The 15,682-nt window shown below is 64.8% G+C and carries 19 protein-coding genes; 10 read left to right on the forward strand and 9 right to left on the reverse strand.

What is annotated here, in order from left to right; genetic code table 11:
- Window positions 1-121: 121 nt before the first annotated feature.
- Entirely contained in the window at window positions 122-724 is a 603-nt protein-coding gene (locus DM373_RS05140; protein WP_110992551.1) for a glutathione S-transferase family protein, read from the forward strand.
- A gap of 154 nt (window positions 725-878) precedes the next feature.
- Here DM373_RS05140 and DM373_RS05145 read toward each other — a convergent pair whose 3' ends face one another.
- The 5 genes from DM373_RS05145 to DM373_RS05165 all read right to left on the reverse strand — a co-directional run bounded on the left by DM373_RS05145 (window position 879) and on the right by DM373_RS05165 (window position 3,648).
- Window positions 879-1,250, reverse strand: a complete 372-nt coding sequence (locus tag DM373_RS05145) for a glutaredoxin family protein (RefSeq protein WP_110992552.1) — start codon at window positions 1,248-1,250, stop codon at window positions 879-881.
- Between the two features lie 76 nt (window positions 1,251-1,326).
- Window positions 1,327-1,872 (reverse strand): GTP cyclohydrolase I FolE, encoded by a 546-nt coding sequence (folE, locus tag DM373_RS05150; RefSeq protein ID WP_110992553.1) that lies wholly within the window; start codon window positions 1,870-1,872, stop codon window positions 1,327-1,329.
- A 69-nt stretch (window positions 1,873-1,941) separates the two neighbouring features.
- The gene (locus tag DM373_RS05155; protein WP_110992554.1) at window positions 1,942-2,502 is read right to left on the reverse strand and encodes a Smr/MutS family protein; all 561 of its coding nucleotides are present in this window, start codon (window positions 2,500-2,502) and stop codon (window positions 1,942-1,944) included.
- Window positions 2,503-2,647: 145 nt separating this feature from the next.
- Window positions 2,648-2,968, reverse strand: coding sequence for a hypothetical protein (locus tag DM373_RS05160; RefSeq protein ID WP_110992555.1), 321 nt, complete (start codon window positions 2,966-2,968; stop codon window positions 2,648-2,650).
- A gap of 89 nt (window positions 2,969-3,057) precedes the next feature.
- Window positions 3,058-3,648: a cysteine hydrolase family protein gene (locus DM373_RS05165; protein ID WP_110992556.1), complete on the reverse strand. Its 591-nt coding sequence runs from the start codon at window positions 3,646-3,648 to the stop codon at window positions 3,058-3,060.
- Window positions 3,649-3,827: 179 nt separating this feature from the next.
- On the opposite strand from DM373_RS05165, the gene prmB reads away from it, so the two are divergent.
- Window positions 3,828-4,736, forward strand: coding sequence for a 50S ribosomal protein L3 N(5)-glutamine methyltransferase (prmB, locus tag DM373_RS05170; RefSeq protein ID WP_110992557.1), 909 nt, complete (start codon window positions 3,828-3,830; stop codon window positions 4,734-4,736).
- 129 nt (window positions 4,737-4,865) lie between these two features.
- Here the strand turns inward: prmB and DM373_RS05175 are convergent, their stop codons facing one another.
- Both DM373_RS05175 and DM373_RS05180 read right to left on the reverse strand, forming a co-directional pair.
- On the reverse strand, window positions 4,866-5,651 hold the full coding sequence (locus DM373_RS05175; protein WP_110992558.1) for a hypothetical protein: 786 nt from the start codon (window positions 5,649-5,651) through the stop codon (window positions 4,866-4,868).
- 122 nt (window positions 5,652-5,773) lie between these two features.
- Window positions 5,774-6,736 (reverse strand): alpha/beta hydrolase, encoded by a 963-nt coding sequence (locus DM373_RS05180; protein WP_110992559.1) that lies wholly within the window; start codon window positions 6,734-6,736, stop codon window positions 5,774-5,776.
- Between the two features lie 255 nt (window positions 6,737-6,991).
- Here DM373_RS05180 and aroC point away from each other — a divergent pair, with 255 nt between their 5' ends.
- The 3 genes from aroC to DM373_RS05195 all read left to right on the forward strand — a co-directional run bounded on the left by aroC (window position 6,992) and on the right by DM373_RS05195 (window position 9,954).
- On the forward strand, window positions 6,992-8,083 hold the full coding sequence (gene aroC / locus DM373_RS05185) for a chorismate synthase (RefSeq protein ID WP_110992560.1): 1,092 nt from the start codon (window positions 6,992-6,994) through the stop codon (window positions 8,081-8,083).
- A gap of 180 nt (window positions 8,084-8,263) precedes the next feature.
- A complete protein-coding gene (locus DM373_RS05190) occupies window positions 8,264-9,418 on the forward strand; it encodes an MFS transporter (RefSeq protein ID WP_110992561.1) in 1,155 nt (384 codons plus the stop codon).
- Window positions 9,418-9,954: an oxidase gene (locus tag DM373_RS05195; protein WP_110992562.1), complete on the forward strand. Its 537-nt coding sequence runs from the start codon at window positions 9,418-9,420 to the stop codon at window positions 9,952-9,954. Before DM373_RS05190 ends, DM373_RS05195 begins: the two co-directional genes overlap by 1 nt.
- A gap of 9 nt (window positions 9,955-9,963) precedes the next feature.
- On the opposite strand, the gene DM373_RS05200 is transcribed toward DM373_RS05195, so the two are convergent.
- A complete protein-coding gene (locus DM373_RS05200) occupies window positions 9,964-10,236 on the reverse strand; it encodes a DUF3509 domain-containing protein (RefSeq protein WP_110992563.1) in 273 nt (90 codons plus the stop codon).
- 267 nt (window positions 10,237-10,503) lie between these two features.
- Between DM373_RS05200 and DM373_RS05205 the strand changes: the two genes are divergently transcribed.
- Together DM373_RS05205 and DM373_RS05210 are read left to right on the forward strand one after the other, a co-directional pair.
- Window positions 10,504-11,031, forward strand: coding sequence for an ankyrin repeat domain-containing protein (locus tag DM373_RS05205; RefSeq protein WP_110992564.1), 528 nt, complete (start codon window positions 10,504-10,506; stop codon window positions 11,029-11,031).
- 62 nt (window positions 11,032-11,093) lie between these two features.
- Window positions 11,094-11,624 carry a hypothetical protein gene (locus DM373_RS05210; RefSeq protein ID WP_110992565.1) on the forward strand — a complete coding sequence of 177 codons (531 nt, stop codon included), beginning with the start codon at window positions 11,094-11,096 and terminating at the stop codon, window positions 11,622-11,624.
- A gap of 105 nt (window positions 11,625-11,729) precedes the next feature.
- On the opposite strand, the gene DM373_RS05215 is transcribed toward DM373_RS05210, so the two are convergent.
- Window positions 11,730-12,668 carry a ZIP family metal transporter gene (locus tag DM373_RS05215; RefSeq protein WP_110992566.1) on the reverse strand — a complete coding sequence of 313 codons (939 nt, stop codon included), beginning with the start codon at window positions 12,666-12,668 and terminating at the stop codon, window positions 11,730-11,732.
- A gap of 126 nt (window positions 12,669-12,794) precedes the next feature.
- On the opposite strand from DM373_RS05215, the gene DM373_RS05220 reads away from it, so the two are divergent.
- The 3 genes from DM373_RS05220 to DM373_RS05230 all read left to right on the forward strand — a co-directional run bounded on the left by DM373_RS05220 (window position 12,795) and on the right by DM373_RS05230 (window position 15,672).
- Window positions 12,795-12,986, forward strand: a complete 192-nt coding sequence (locus DM373_RS05220; protein ID WP_110992567.1) for a PLDc N-terminal domain-containing protein — start codon at window positions 12,795-12,797, stop codon at window positions 12,984-12,986.
- Window positions 12,987-13,213: 227 nt separating this feature from the next.
- A complete protein-coding gene (locus tag DM373_RS05225) occupies window positions 13,214-15,292 on the forward strand; it encodes an LTA synthase family protein (protein WP_110992568.1) in 2,079 nt (692 codons plus the stop codon).
- Between the two features lie 143 nt (window positions 15,293-15,435).
- Window positions 15,436-15,672 (forward strand): hypothetical protein, encoded by a 237-nt coding sequence (locus tag DM373_RS05230; RefSeq protein WP_110992569.1) that lies wholly within the window; start codon window positions 15,436-15,438, stop codon window positions 15,670-15,672.
- Window positions 15,673-15,682: the final 10 nt, after the last annotated feature.

A 15,682-nucleotide genomic window follows, 5' to 3' on the forward strand; every position in this document is an offset into this window, starting at 1 on the left:
AGCATTTTTTTCAGGCTACCGTGCCATGGCTTGATCCTTGCCATACAGCAGGCATTGCATTTAGCCGTACAGTCGCCAACTATTGGCCACGGTTGTGCAACTGCGTGAAAGGGGAGGGGCGATGTACAAGGTGTATGGCGATTACCAATCGGGCAACTGCTACAAGGTCAAGCTGATGCTCAGCTTGCTGGGCCGCCCGTACGAGTGGCAGGCGGTGGACATTCTCAAGGGTGAGACCGAAACCCCCGAGTTCCTGGCCATGAACCCCAATGGCAAGGTGCCGGTACTCAAGCTGGAGGATGGCACTTGCCTGTGGGAGTCCAACGCCATCCTGAACTTCCTCGCCGACGGCAGCGAGTTCCTGCCCAGCGAGCCACGCCTGCGCACCCAGGTGCTGCAATGGCAGTTCTTCGAGCAGTACAGCCATGAGCCGTATATCGCCGTGGCGCGGTTCATCCAGTTCTACCTGGGGCTGCCGGATGAGCGACTGGAGGAATACAAGGGGCTGCACAAGGGCGGTTACAAGGCGCTCAAGGTGATGAACAAGCAGCTGGAGATGACGCCGTACCTGGTGGGCGACCAGTATTCGATTGCCGACGTGGCGTTGTATGCCTACACCCATGTGGCGCATCAGGGCGGGTTCGATCTTTCTGCCTATCCGGCGGTGCAAGCCTGGCTGGCGCGCGTGGCCAGCCATCCGCGCCATGTGCCGATGGTGGATTGAGGCTGGAAGATCTCACGCGGTCCCTGTAGGAGCGGCCTTGTGCCGCGAAAGGGGCGCGAGGCGGCCCCGGATTTCTGCGGCGTTGCCGAAATTGCCGGGGCTGCTATGCAGCCCTTTCGCGGCACAAGGCCGCTCCTACAGAAGGGGCCAGCTCTCAGACCGCCGCGAAGCGCTTGTCCAGGTAGGCAATGATGTCCTTGGACTCATACATCCAGGTCACCTTGTCGCCTTCCTCGATGCGCAGGCATGGCACCTTCACCCGGCCACCGCCTTCGAGCAGCGCCTGACGGTGCTGGGCATCGTTCTTGGCGTCACGCAGGGCCACCGGCACGTTGAGGCGGTGCAGGGTACGGCGGGTTTTCACGCAGAATGGGCAGGCGTGGAACTGGTACAGGGCAAGGCCCTTGGCTTGCTGTTCAACGCGCGCCTGGGCCGAGGCATCACGCTTCTTCTTGGCCGGGCGGCTGATCCAGTCGCCGAACACGATGAGCTGGCCGAGGCCGACCCGCAGGGCTTTGACGATCATGACTGACTCCTGATCTGGTTGAGGCGCACAAAACAAAAAGCCGACCCCTGGGGGTCGGCTGCGGATCATAGGCCGATCACTTGATCAGGCTGAGGAACTCGCTGCGGGTGGCGGCGTTATCGCGGAACTCGCCGAGCATCACCGAGGTGAGCATGGTGGAGTTCTGCTTCTCGACACCGCGCATCATCATGCACATGTGCTTGGCTTCGATGACCACGGCCACGCCAGCGGCACCGGTCACCTGTTGCACGGCCTCGGCGATCTGGCGGCTGAGGTTTTCCTGGATCTGCAGGCGACGGGCGAACATGTCGACGATGCGCGCCACTTTCGACAGGCCCAGTACCTTGCCCTTGGGCAGGTAGGCGACATGAGCCTTGCCGATGAACGGCAGCATGTGGTGTTCGCACATCGAATACAGCTCGATGTCCCGGACCAGCACCATTTCGCTGTTGTCGGAGCTAAACAGCGCGTTGTTGGTGACTTCTTCCAGGGTCTGCTCATAACCGCGGCAAAGGTACTTCATGGCCTTTGCAGCCCGCTTGGGCGTGTCGAGCAGGCCCTCGCGGGAGACGTCCTCACCCAGTTGGCTGAGGATCTCGGTGTAGTTCTGTTCCAGGGACATGGATCTACCTGTGGAAAATTTCGCAAAGGCGAAGGGTACGGCGGCGGCGGCGGCGCTGCAAGCGCGATGTCACTCGTCGCGGCCTTCGAGCATGGTTCGCTTGAGCATGACATACACCGCGCCAGTACCACCGTGGCGGGCCTGGCACGAGGCGAAGCCGAGCACCTGCGGGTGCTGGCGCAGCCAGGTGTTGACGTGGCTCTTGATCATCGGGCGCTTGCCGTCGATACGCGCGGCCTTGCCGTGGGTGACGCGCACGCAGCGTACTTCCAGCTTGGTGGCCTCGGCGATGAAGTCCCAGAGGATCTCGCGGGCTTTCTCGACACTCATGCCGTGCAGGTCGAGGCTGCCCTCGAAGGCGATCTGGCCGAGCTTGAGTTTGCGGATCTGGCCTTCCTGCACGCCGTCGCGGCGCCACATCAGCTCGTCTTCGGCACCGACGTCGATGACGAACTGGTCGGATAGGCCGTCGACCACCAGTGGCTGGTCGCTGCGGATAGTGGCCGCCTGGCGCAGGCCGGCCAGCTGCTTGCGATCGGCCTTGGCTTTGCCGACTTCGGCGCGGTCGTGCTTGATCTGCTTGACCCCGCGCACTTCGCTGCGGAAGAGGGAAAAATCGTCGTCTTGCATGGTGCCTCCACGTGGGCGGCGTAGTTTACGCGAGTGGGGCAGGGTTGTGTTGCCTTCGCCGACGCCATCGCGGGGCAAGTCGCATCGGCGCACCGCCGCTCCCACGCTAACCAACCGTGGGAGCGGGCTTGCCCCGCGATAGGGGTCAATCGTGCTTTTTCATCAAATGCGGCGACAGGTTCAGCTCACGCCCGCGGCGCAGGCGAATACGGCTGCGGCGCCAGAAGCGCACGCCGACATACAGCAGCAACAGCCCGACCACGGTCAGTGTGGCCGCGAGCGGGCGGTTGGCATTGAGTTCGGCGAGGGCGGGGTAGTTGCCCAGCAGGCCGGCGATGCCGGCCATGGCGAGCAGGATGCCCAGGGTGGCCAGCAGGACGGAGAAGGCGGCGGCCAGGCGCGCGCCCCAGTTGCGCGGCTCGCGCTGGCGTAGGCGTCTGGCATCGAAACTGCCTTTGAGCTTCATTCGAATTCCTCGGGATCTGGTGTCGCTGATCCGGGTTTCGACCTGCTGCCTGCCCTTGGGTTCCGCCCGCCCGCCGGGCGGTGCCTGGCTTAGACCAGGCTGGCGGTAGGGGCCACGCAGGCGAAGTTGTCGGCCATCACGGCCATCTCGCACTGATGGATCTGTGCGGCCGGGATGACCCCGTCCTTGAAGGCCAGGTCACGGGTCGCCGAGGCATCTTCCACCAGGGTGCAACGATAACCATAGTCCTTGGCGCGGCGTACGGTGGTGCTGACGCTGGAGTGGCTCATGAAACCGCAGACGATCAGGTCCAGGTGGCCGAGCTCCTGCAGTGTTTCGTGCAGCTTGGTGTTCTTGAAGGCGTTGGGCATGCGCTTTTCGATGATGGTTTCACCGGCCAGCGGCTCCAGGCCCGGGATGAACTCGCCGCGCGCGCCCTGCGGGTCGAACAGGCCGCCGACGGTGCCCAGGTGGCGAACGTGGATGATCGGGCGCCCGGCCTTGCGGGCAGCGTCGAGCAACCGGGCGATGTTGGCCACGGCCTCGTCCATGCCCGACAGCGCCAACGGACCGCTCAGGTACTCCTTTTGCGCGTCGATGACGATCAGGCTGGCTTGGCCCAGCTTGGCCGGCGGGTAGTCGCGGCCGCTGAGGCGGAACATCGTGGTTGGAACGGACATCAAGGGCTCCTTGGGTAGGGCTTTTGTGTACCTATTCTCCCTTGCCTTGGCGCCAATGTGAATGGTTGACATTGCAGACGGCATGGTTACTGGCCTGTGGCTACCCATTCGGCTATCGGAGAGAACATTTGTGTGGTGTGGGCTGTTAGACTTTTGGCCTGTCTGAAAAGGAGTCCTCCGTGATCACATCCCGCCTGCGCACCCTGCGCGACCATATCCGCTGGGCGGTCAGCCGCTTCCATGAGCATGAGCTGTTTTTCGGCCACGGTGCCGACAATGCCTGGGACGAGGCCCGTCTGCTGGTGCTCGGCGCCGTGCACCTGCCGTGGGAGGTGGCCGACAGCTACCTGGACTGCCAACTGGAGGACGACGAGCGGGTGCGCCTGATGCACTTGCTCAAGCGCCGTATCGAGGAGCGGGTACCGACCGCCTATCTGCTGGGCGAGGCGTGGTTCTGCGGCATGTCGTTCATCGTCGATGAGCGTGTGCTGGTGCCGCGCTCACCGATTGGCGAGCTGATCGAAAAACGCTTCGAGCCGTGGCTGGCGGCGGAACCTGCGCGCATCCTCGACCTGTGCACCGGCTCCGGTTGCATCGGCATCGTCGCTGCCGAGGTGTTCCAGGAGGCTGAGGTGGTGCTGGGCGACCTGTCCTTCGATGCCCTGGAAGTGGCCAACCAGAACATCGAGCGACATGGCCTGGATGCGCGGGTCTACACCGTGCAGGGCGATGGCTTCGCCGGCCTGCCGGGGCAGCGCTTCGACCTGATCCTGTCGAACCCGCCGTACGTCGATTCGGAAGACTTCGCCGACATGCCGGCCGAATACCACCACGAACCCGAACTGGGCCTGGCCTGCGGCAACGATGGCCTGGACCTGGTGCGGCGCATGCTCGCCGAGGCGGCCGACCATCTGACCGAGAAAGGTTTGCTGATTGTCGAAGTGGGCAACAGCCAGGTGCATGTCGAGGCGTTGTACCCCGAGGTGGACTTTGCCTGGCTGGAGTTCGAGCGCGGCGGCCACGGGGTGTTCATGCTGACTGCCGAGCAGTGCCGGCAGCATCAGGAACTGTTCGCTTCGCGGGTTTGATCGGCGTTCGGTGAACTGGGGCTGCTGTGCAGCCCTATCGCGACACGAGGCCGCTCCTGCAGGTGGCCGCGAACCTCTGTAGGAGCGGCCTTGTGCCGCGAGCGGGCCGCAACGCGGCCCCAGCTTTTGTCAGCGCGTGGCAATCCAGATCAGCAGCCCGGCCTGGAACACCGCAAAGGCCACCAGGCAGGTGATGGTGAAGCGCAGCCCGTTGTCCTCGCGACGGTACTTGGCCACACGCTCGTCACGCTCGCGCAGCTGCGCTTCCTTTTCCATCAGGTTCTGCTCGGCCTGCTGCAGCATGCCGGCGGCGTCGAGGATGTCGACCCGCTGCACCTTCTCGGTATTCCAGCCGCCCTTGAGCTGGCCCACTGTGGTTTCCACCACGGCGCCCTTGAGGATCTGGCCTTCGCTGTACTCCACGGCCAGGCCGACGCTGGTCAGCACATGGTCGCGGCGCAGGCGCGTGTCTTCGTTCAGCGCGTCCTTGTTCGGCAGGCTCATGCCTTCGATGCGGTAGCCCGAGCAGCGCTGCTGTAGCCATTGCACCGCCTGGGTCAGCAGGTAGCGGCCAAGCCCACGATTAAGTGGCTCCAGCTGCAGGCCGGCGTCGCTGCCGATGCGCACAAGGCGCTCTTCGTGATCGACGCGAATATCCAGCTGGTTCTGTTCCTTGCGCACTTTCTGCCCGGGCAGGCGGATTTCCATGCGCAGCAGGCTATGGGCCTTGTCATGCCGCTCGGCGTAACCGAACTGGACGAAGCGCAGCGGGCGGGCGCCGCTGTTGCGATCGGTCGGCAGGGCGGCCAGGCGCAGCAGCTGGAAGTGTTCGGCAGCCAGGTCCGCCCACGGCAGCGGGGCGCTTTCCGGGGCTTGTTCTTCGGTCGCCTCGGCGGCGGCGGGAGCATCGGTCATCAGGGCAATCCTCAGGTGCGCGGCGGCCGGGTGCTGGTGGACATCGCACGCGCAGTCACCGCCTTCTCATGCCGCGTTATCGGCAGCCTTCGTCAAGACCTGAGCCTGCGCGGCAGGAAAGCTCAGGCCGGCGGCAGGCCATGGATGAAGGCGACGATCCGTTCGCCCAGTTCGCGGGCCAGCGGCAGTTCGGGATTGCTGTAGCTGTCGCGTTGCTGGCGCATGTCCCGGGGGCTGATGCGCAACATGTGGTTCATGCCGTCGATCAGCGCCAGTTGCGCGTCGGGCTTGGCGGCCTTGAGCCGTTCGGCGTCGGCAACTTCCACCTGCACGTCATTGCGCCCCTGAATGATCAGCGCCGGCACCTGGAGCCTGGCGAACGCCGCCGCCGGGTCCTGGCGCAGCAGCGAAATCAGGTACGGCTGCACACTGGGGCGGAACACCTGGCGCAGCGGGGTCGGTACATCCAGGCTGGTCTGCCCGGCCTGCAGGCGGTCGATCAGGGCCACGCCGCCGGCCAGTTGCGCCGCCGGCAGGCGCTGGGCCAACTGCTCGCGCAGCACATCGGCCACCGGGCGGCCGCTGCCGGCCAGGGTAATGACCGCGCTGGCGCCGGCCTGCTCGGCGGCCAGGCTGGCAATCAGCGCCCCCTCGCTGTGGCCGACCAGGATCAGCGGGCCGAAACGCGGGTCATGGCGCAGTTTCTGGCCCCAGGCCACGGCGTCGGCGACGTAGCGCTCGACGCTCAGTTCGCGCTCGTCCGGGGTGGCCGGCTGGCTGGCGGCCACCCCGCGCTTGTCATAGCGCACGCTGGCGATGTGTTCGCCGGCCAGCAGCAAGGCCAGGCGCTTGAGGTTGTCGATGCGCCCGGAGGCCGGGTTGTTGCCGTCGCGGTCGGTGGGGCCGGAGCCGGCGATGATCAGCACCACCGGCGGCGGGGTGTCCTGCTGCGGCAACAGCAGGCTGCCATGCAGCACGCCCTGGCCGGTGTCTAGGTCGATCGGGCGTTGCAGCACGGTAGGGGCGGCCGCGTGGGCCAGGCCGGCGCACAGCATTAGGAGCAGGGTGATGAGGCGCAACTTCATGGACGGGGGACTGCTTGGGAAGGTGAAGGTAGGACCGAGCTTGAAGGGGAAGGTTCGTGCAGCGCGTCGAGCTGACCTGTGCCGGCCTCTTCGCGGGTAAACCCGCTCCCACAGGGCCAGCGACGGTTTCGAACACACACTAACACCTGTGGGAGCGGGTTTACCCGCGAAGAGGCCGGCATGGGCAACCCATCGTGTGGCGTTTTCCGTATACTGCTGCTTTCGTCCCACTCAGGCTGATTTCGCGGAGCGTCCATGTCCGGCAATACCTACGGCAAGCTGTTCACTGTCACCACCGCTGGCGAAAGCCATGGCCCGGCGTTGGTCGCCATTGTCGATGGGTGCCCGCCCGGCCTGGAAATCTCCCTGGCCGATCTGCAGCATGACCTTGACCGGCGCAAGCCCGGCACCAGCCGGCACACCACCCAGCGCCAGGAAGCCGATGAAGTGGAGATCCTCTCGGGCGTGTTCGAAGGCCGTACCACCGGCTGCTCGATCGGCCTGCTGATCCGCAACACCGACCAGAAGTCCAAGGACTACTCGGCGATCAAGGACCTGTTCCGCCCGGCCCACGCCGACTACACCTACCACCACAAGTATGGCGAGCGCGACTACCGCGGCGGCGGGCGCAGCTCGGCGCGCGAGACCGCCATGCGCGTGGCCGCTGGCGCCATCGCCAAGAAGTATCTGGCCACCCAGGGCATCCGCGTGCGCGGCTACATGAGCCAGCTCGGTCCGATCGAGATCCCGTTCAAGACCTGGGACTCGGTGGAAGACAACGCCTTCTTCAGCCCCGACCCGGCCAAGGTGCCGGAGCTCGAGGCCTACATGGACCAATTGCGCCGTGACCAGGACTCGGTCGGGGCGAAGATCACCGTGGTGGCCGAGGGCGTGATGCCGGGCCTGGGCGAGCCGATCTTCGACCGCCTGGACGCCGAGCTGGCCCATGCGCTGATGAGCATCAACGCCGTCAAGGGCGTGGAGATCGGCGCCGGTTTCGCCAGCGTCGCCCAGCGCGGCACCGAACACCGTGACGAAATGACGCCGCAAGGCTTCCTCAGCAACAACGCCGGCGGCATTCTCGGTGGCATTTCCTCCGGCCAGCCGATTGTCGCCCACCTGGCGCTCAAGCCGACCTCCAGCATCACCACGCCGGGCCGCTCGATCGACATCGACGGCAACCCGGTGGAAGTGATCACCAAGGGCCGTCACGATCCGTGCGTCGGTATCCGCGCCACGCCGATCGCCGAGGCGATGATGGCCATCGTGCTGATGGACCACCTGCTGCGCCACCGCGCGCAGAATGCCGACGTGAAGGTGAATACCCCGGTGCTGGGCCAGCTCTGATCAGATTGTTCGAGCCTCATCGCCTGTAGGAGCGGCCTTGTGTCGCGAAAGGGGCGCAAAGCGCCCCCGGCAATCGATGTGAAAACGCTGAGATCCAGGGGCTGCTGCGCAGCCCTTTCGCGACACAAGGCCGCTCCTACGGGCGATGAGGCCGGCACAGACTACCACCGAGCTTGCCCCATGCCCCCCATTCCCTACTGGCGCCTGTCCAGCTTCTACCTCTTCTACTTCGCCCTGCTCGGCTCCACGGCGCCGTTCCTGGCCCTGTACTTCGATCACCTGGGTTTCTCCCCGGCACGCATCGGCGAGCTGGTGGCCATCCCCATGCTGATGCGTTGCATCGCCCCCAACCTGTGGGGCTGGCTGGGTGACCGCAGCGGCCAGCGCCTGCTCATCGTGCGTCTGGGGGCTTTGTCGACCCTGGCGACCTTCTCGCTGATCTTCTTCGGCAAGAGCTACGCTTGGCTGGCGTTGGTGATGGCCCTGCACGCGTTCTTCTGGCATGCGGTACTGCCGCAGTTCGAGGTGATCACCCTGGCCCACCTGCACGGCCAGACCGCGCGCTACAGCCAGGTGCGGCTGTGGGGCTCGATCGGCTTCATCCTCACCGTGGTCGGCCTGGGGCGCCTGTTCGAACAGTTGAGCCTGGACATCTACCCGGTGGCCCTGGTGACCATCATGGCCGGCATCGTCGCCGCCAGCCTGTGGGTGCCCAACGCCCAGCCGCCGGAGCATGCCGCGCGGCACGGGGCAGGGGGCTTCCTCAAGCAATTGCTGGCGCCGGGCGTGCTGGCGTTCTACCTGTGCGTGGGGCTGATGCAACTCAGCCACGGCCCGTACTACACCTTCCTCACCCTGCACCTGGAGTCGCTGGGCTACAGCCGTGGTGCGATCGGCCTGCTGTGGGCGCTGGGGGTGGTGGCCGAGGTGCTGGTGTTCATGGGCATGAGCCGCATCTTTGCGCGCTTTTCGGTACGCCGGGTGCTGCTGGCGAGCTTCCTGCTGGCCGCCGTGCGCTGGCTGCTGCTGGGCAACCTTGCGGATATCCCGGCGGTGCTGATGCTTGCCCAGGTGTTGCACGCCGCCACCTTCGGTTGCTTCCACGCCGCCAGCATCGCCTTCGTGCAGTCCAGCTTCGGTGCCCGTCAGCAGGGCCAGGGCCAGGCGTTGTACGCCGCCCTGTCCGGCACCGGCGGTGCGCTGGGCGCGCTGTATTCGGGTTACAGCTGGAAACTGCTGGGCCCGCACTTCACCTTTGGTATGGCCAGCGTCGCGGCACTGGCGGCAGCCGTTATCATTGCCCTCCGTTTGAAAGACAGCAGGAACCACCCCTGATGAGCATCCTCAGCGTTTTCCACATCAGCAGCCCCGAGCTTGCGAACAAGGTACTGACCCACCACGACGACATCGTCGCCACCCTGGCCGAGCAGGGTGTACGCCTGGCGCGCTGGGAGTCCGGCGCGCGCCTGCGTCCGGGCAGCAGCCTGGGCGAGGTGCTGGACGCGTGCCGCGCACCGCTCGACCGGCTGATGAGCGAGCATGGCAGTGCAACCTTCAGCCTGCTCAGCCGCGATGGCGTCGACTCCGCCGAGGTGGACTTGCGCGACGAGCATGTGCATGACGATGAGCAAGTGTTCGCGCTGATCAGCGGGCGTGCACAGCTGAGCCTGCGCCTGGGCGATTTCGTCTATGCCGTGCTGTGCGAAAAAGATGATGTGCTGGTGGTGCCGGCTGGCACCCGGCGCTGGCTTGACCTGGGAGACACGCCGTTCTGTCTGGCGCTGCGGCTGCACGCCAGCGAGCAGGGCGTGCAGCCGCGTTTCACCGGGGATGCCGCTGCCCGGCAGTTCCCGGGCTTCGGCGAGCTCTGAAACAGCTGCTTAGCGGTAGGTTGGCAGCGCGAAGCGCTGCTGGCTCTGCAGCCTGGAGATCACCGGCAGTTCACTCGCTTGTTCGGCGAGGTCACGGCGCAGCGCACTGATCGCCCACGACAGCTGTTCGGCACTGTGCAGTTGCGCGTAGCTCAGCACTCGGCGGGTGACCACGCCATCGGCGGCGCGCAGGGTCAGCAGCACACCGCCGTCCGGGCGGGCCTGAGTATCCACCTGATAGGCGGAAAACACCGAGACGAACTTTTGCTGGATGAGGTCCATATCAACTCCTGACTGATGTGTGGGCAGACATGAGTTGGGTTTTGCAGTGATCGTGCCACTCTTTTTTGTATAAAAAATCCTTTAAAAACAATAGCTTATATGTGTGTTTTGGGCGTCTGGCATTGCATTCTGCAAGGTCGTGCAATTTGCATAGTGCAATTTGCACGGTCATAGCTTCTGTCTTTGCCCCCCATAGAATCTGAACCTTTGACCCGCTGGCGGTGCCTGACCAACACTTGGGCCCATTCAATTGCCAGGAGGTTCCAGATGTCCGACCAACAGCCCGTACCCGTGCCCATGACCGCCGAAGAAACCGCCGCGTTCGCCGAAGAAGTTTTCGAACGTGCCCGCCGCGGCGATGCGGCGATGCTTGGGCGCCTGCTTGAAAGCGGCTTGCCGGTCGATTTGCGCAACCACAAGGGCGATACCCTGCTGATGCTGGCCTGCTACCACGGCCACCATGAAGCGGTGCAGGTGCTGCTCGGCCACGGTGCCGACCCACTGATCGCCAACGACAACGGCCAGTTGCCCATCGCCGGCGCGGCATTCAAGGGCGACCTGGCGATGATTCGCCTGCTGCTGGAGCAGGGCGTGCCCGTGGACGCTGCAGCAGCGGACGGCCGCACCGCATTGATGCTGGCGGCGATGTTCAATCGCCTGGAGATCATCGACTACCTGCTGGCCCAGGGCGCCGACCCGACGCACCGCGACGCCGCAGGCTCCACCGCACTGATGGCGGCGCGCACCATGGGCGCGACGGACGCCGCCGCGCGCCTCGAAGCACTCGCCGGCTAACGGCCCGGGGGCGTTTGCGGCTATCCTTGGCGCCTTTTCACGCCAACCCGCAGGGCCCCCCCATGAAAGACCAGTTGCTCGAGCTCATCCGCCTCATCGCTGCCGGCTGCATGCGCGATGAAGATATCGAGCGCATCGCCGACGAGGCCGCCCAGGCTTACGCCGACCCCGCCGCCTTCCTTGCCGCCAACCCGGACATCAATTACGACGATACCTTCCCGTTCCCGCTGGGCGAATGGGTGGTGGTCGGCAGCCTGCCCGACACCGTGCTGTTCCAGGCCGACAGCTACCAGGACCTGTTCCAGCAGATCAGCGATTCGTTCGACAAGAGCGTGCCGTTCACCCTCAAGCCCAAGCAACTGGCGCGTACCGAGCCCTTGACCGCGCTCAACCGCATCCAGGTGCAGATGGGCGCGCTGAACAAGGAAGCCGGCGGTTATGTGCTGCTGAACTTCAGCCAGTTGCTCGACGACGAGCTGCAGGTGGTGATGGTAGGGCAGAACGACCTGGCGCGGGTGCTGGAGCTGGGCGCAGCGGTGGGGATCAAGGTCGAGCCGGCGCTGGAAGCGTTGAAGGTGGCTGTGCACGTCTGAAATCTGCGTCGCTCTTTTCGCGGGTAAACCCGCTCCCACAGGTCTAGCGCCGAACCTGTGGGAGCGGGTTCACCCGCGAAATGGCCCTGAAGGCTGTTGTCAGTTTCAACCCAACGCGGTATCGAGAAACATCATCACCGCAAACCCGCCCATCAACCCCAGTGTCGCCGAGGTCTGGTGGCCGTTGCGGTGGGTTTCCGGAATGACCTCGTGGGATACCACGAAGATCATCGCCCCCGCCGCCAGGCCCATGCTGATCGGGTAGGCCAGGGCGAAGCCGGTGGAGATGCCCAGGCCGATCACCGCACCCAACGGCTCCATCAGGCCGGAGCCGATCGCCACCAGCGCCGCCTTGAAGTTCGACAGCCCCGTGGCGCGCAGGGCCAGGGCGACAGCCAGGCCCTCCGGAATGTCCTGGATGGCAATGGCGCTGGTCAGCGGCAGGCCGATGCTCATGTCGCCGTTGGCGAAACTCACACCGATGGCCATGCCTTCGGGCAGGTTGTGCAGGGTGATGGCCAGCACGAACAGCCACACCCGGCTCACCCGCTCGGCTTGCGGGCCACAGGGGCCCGTGCTTGCGTGCTCGTGCGGGGTGAAACGGTCGAGGCCGAGCATCAGCAGCACGCCCAGGCCCATGCCCAGCACCACGGTGAAGGCGGCGGCCGGGCCGTTGCCGGTGATCTCGCGGGCAGCGTCGAGGCCGGGAAGAATCAGTGAGAAGGAACTGGCGGCGAGCATCATGCCGGCGGCAAAGCCGAGCATCACGTCCTGGCTGCGCGCGCTGACGTCACGCAGCACCACCGCTAGCACCGCGCCCAGCGCGGTGGCCGCAAAGCCGGACAGGCCGCCGAGGGTGGCCAGGGGCAGGTGGTCGGCATGGTCGCCATTGAGCGCGTTCCAGATGCTCGCCAGCAGCAGTGCGATGATGGCCAGCAGGCTCAAGCCCAGGCCGACGCTGAGCCAGGGCGTGGTGCGGGCCTGCTGCCGCCAGGCGCTCAGTGGCGAGAAGGGGGCGGCGTGCTGGGTGTGGGTTGGGGGCATGCGAACCTCGAAGCGATGAATGCTGCCAGTCTATCCACTGACTGGCCCGTGGGACCAAGGATTCCCCTCTATCGAGGCCATAGCCAGCTATGCTCTGGCTCACATTCACCTTGCGGGAGCGGCGGCATGGGCTCTACTTTCAACGGGCTGGTCGGCCTGGTCATCCTTGCCCTGGACATCTGGGCGGTGCTGAACGTACTCAAAAGCGGCGCCGAAGTCGGCATCAAGGTGCTGTGGATCCTGCTGATCGTGCTGCTGCCGGTGCTGGGGCTGATCATCTGGGCCATTGCCGGCCCGCGGGGCAACCTGCGGTTCTGATCGCCTGCTCCCGCGAAAAGCTGGCATCAGCAGTTACAATTTGCCGACGACCAGGGCTATCCTGCCATCGCCTGTGACGGGCGCTATCGACAAAATTTTCACACTCGATTTTCGAGAATCCGCGCCGCACAATACCGCCCTGGTCCAGCGCCATGATCGATGGCAAGGCCTGGCTGTCGGCGATTTCGCCCTTTTCGCAAACCCGCAATCCTAGGACCTCTCCATTCATGGCTAACACGGACGCCCTGAAGCAAGGGGGCGCGCGAGGCTCGTTCTCGCCGACCCTGAAATCCCACCTGGCCTATACGCTGCTCAGCGGCCTGGTGATCATGCTGATGCTCAGCCTCGTGCGCCTGGCGCTGCTGGTCTACAACAGCGACATGATCGGCGACACCCCATATTCGACCGTGGCCGAAGGCTTCCTCAACGGCCTGCGCTTCGACCTGCGGGTGGTGGTGTACATCAGCATTCCGCTGCTGCTGGCCCTGCTCAGCCCCTGGCTGATGGCCCGGCGTGGCCTGTTCCGCCTGTGGCTGACCATCGCGTCGAGCGTGGTGATGTTCCTCGGCCTGATGGAGATGGATTTCTACCGCGAGTTCCACCAGCGCCTGAACGGCCTGGTGTTCCAGTACATCAAGGAAGACCCCAAGACCGTCATGAGCATGCTCTGGTACGGCTTCCCGGTGGTGCGCTACATCCTGGCCTGGCTGGTCGGCACCTGGCTGCTGAGCCTGCTGTTCAAGGGCATCGACCGCCTGACCCGTGGCGGTAGCGCCAGCCTGCAAGGCGCGGGCACGCGTACCGTGGCGCCTTGGTATGGCCGCCTGGTGGTGTTCGTGGTCATCCTGCTGATTGCCGTGGTGGCCGCCCGCGGCACCCTGCGCCAGGGCCCGCCCATGCGTTGGGGCGATGCGTTCACCACTGACTCGAACTTCGTCAACCAGCTTGGCCTGAACGGCACCCTGACCCTGATCGATGCCGCCAAGAGCCGCTTCGGTGAAGACCGCGCCAACATCTGGAAAGCCACCCTGGACCAGAACCTGGCCACCCAGAGCGTGCGCGACCAGCTGCTGACCCCTCATGACACCCTGGTCGATGCCGACGAAGCGGCGATCCGTCGCGACTTCGTGCCGCCCCAGGAACGCACCCTGCCGATCAAGAACGTGGTGGTCATCCTGATGGAGAGCTTCGCCGGGCATTCGGTGGGCGCCCTGGGCAGCGAGACCAACATCACCCCGTATTTCGACAAGCTGGCCAAAGAGGGGCTGCTGTTCGATCGCTTCTTCTCCAACGGCACCCATACCCACCAGGGTATGTTCGCCACCATGGCCTGCTTCCCCAACCTGCCGGGCTTCGAATACCTGATGCAGACTCCGGAAGGCGGCCACAAGCTGTCCGGCCTGCCAGCGCTGCTCAGCGCCCGTGACTACGACGACGTCTACGTCTACAACGGCGACTTCGCCTGGGACAACCAGTCCGGGTTCTTCGGCAACCAGGGCATGACCACCTTCATCGGCCGCAACGACTTCGTCAATCCGGTGTTCTCCGACCCGACCTGGGGCGTTTCCGACCAGGACATGTTCGACCGCGGTAACGAGGAACTGGCCAAGCATGACGGCAAGAAGCCGATCTATGCCCTGCTGCAGACGCTGTCCAACCACACCCCGTACGCGCTGCCCAAGGACCTGCCGGTCGAGAAGGTCACCGGTCAAGGCCGCCTGGACGAACACCTGACCGCCATGCGCTATTCCGACTGGGCGCTGGGCCAGTTCTTCGAGAAGGCGCGCAAGGAGCCGTACTTCAAGGAGACCCTGTTCGTCATCGTTGGCGACCATGGCTTCGGCAACCACCAGCAGGTCACCGAGCTGGACCTGGGCCGCTTCAACGTACCGCTGCTGCTGATTGCCCCGGGTATCCAGGACAAGTTCGGCGCGGTCAACCACACCGTGGGCACCCAGGTCGACATCGTGCCGACCATCATGGGCCGCCTCGGTGGCCAGGCCCGCCACCAGTGCTGGGGCCGTGACCTGCTCAACCTGCCGGAAGGCGATCAGGGCGTGGGCATCATCAAGCCGTCGGGCAGCGAGCAGATCGTCGGCCTGGTGCAGGGTGACCGCATCCTCATCGAGTCCAAGGACATGAGCCCGCGCATGTACCGTTATCAGCTTGGCCGTGAGTTCAAGGCCGAGCTGATCGAAAGCCCGGACGAGTCGCAGTTGCAGAAAAAGCTCGAGGCGTACATCCAGACCGCCACCAAGAGCCTGCTGGACAACACCGCTGGTGTGGTCCATGGCACGCCGAAGTAAGTAAGTCGCAACAACGAAAAGCCCGCCCTGACCCGGCGGGCTTTTTTTATCAAGTTTTATGCTCGGGGCTGAACAATTGCCCCCTTGCCACGGTCAAGCTAGTACGCAGTTTCACTCACCGTAGTGGTAGCGAGGGCTGATCGATGAAAGTGTGGGAAGTGCGCTATGCCGACCAGAAGGGCGAACCGCCATCGTTGTTGCTCAACGCCGAGCTGCGCCCCAGTGAGGAAGATGCCGCACAGGCGATTCGCTCCCATTTGTTTCCGCTCCTGGATAAACTGGACCTCAACGATTTTCAGGACCGCAGCTCTTCTCCGACAGCACGTTGGCTCAAGGAGCAGAGCGGCGTCACCATCACCGCTATTCACGAAGCCCCCTGAACAACGGGTT

It is taken from the genome of Pseudomonas sichuanensis, from assembly GCF_003231305.1.
GTDB lineage: Bacteria > Pseudomonadota > Gammaproteobacteria > Pseudomonadales > Pseudomonadaceae > Aquipseudomonas > Aquipseudomonas sichuanensis.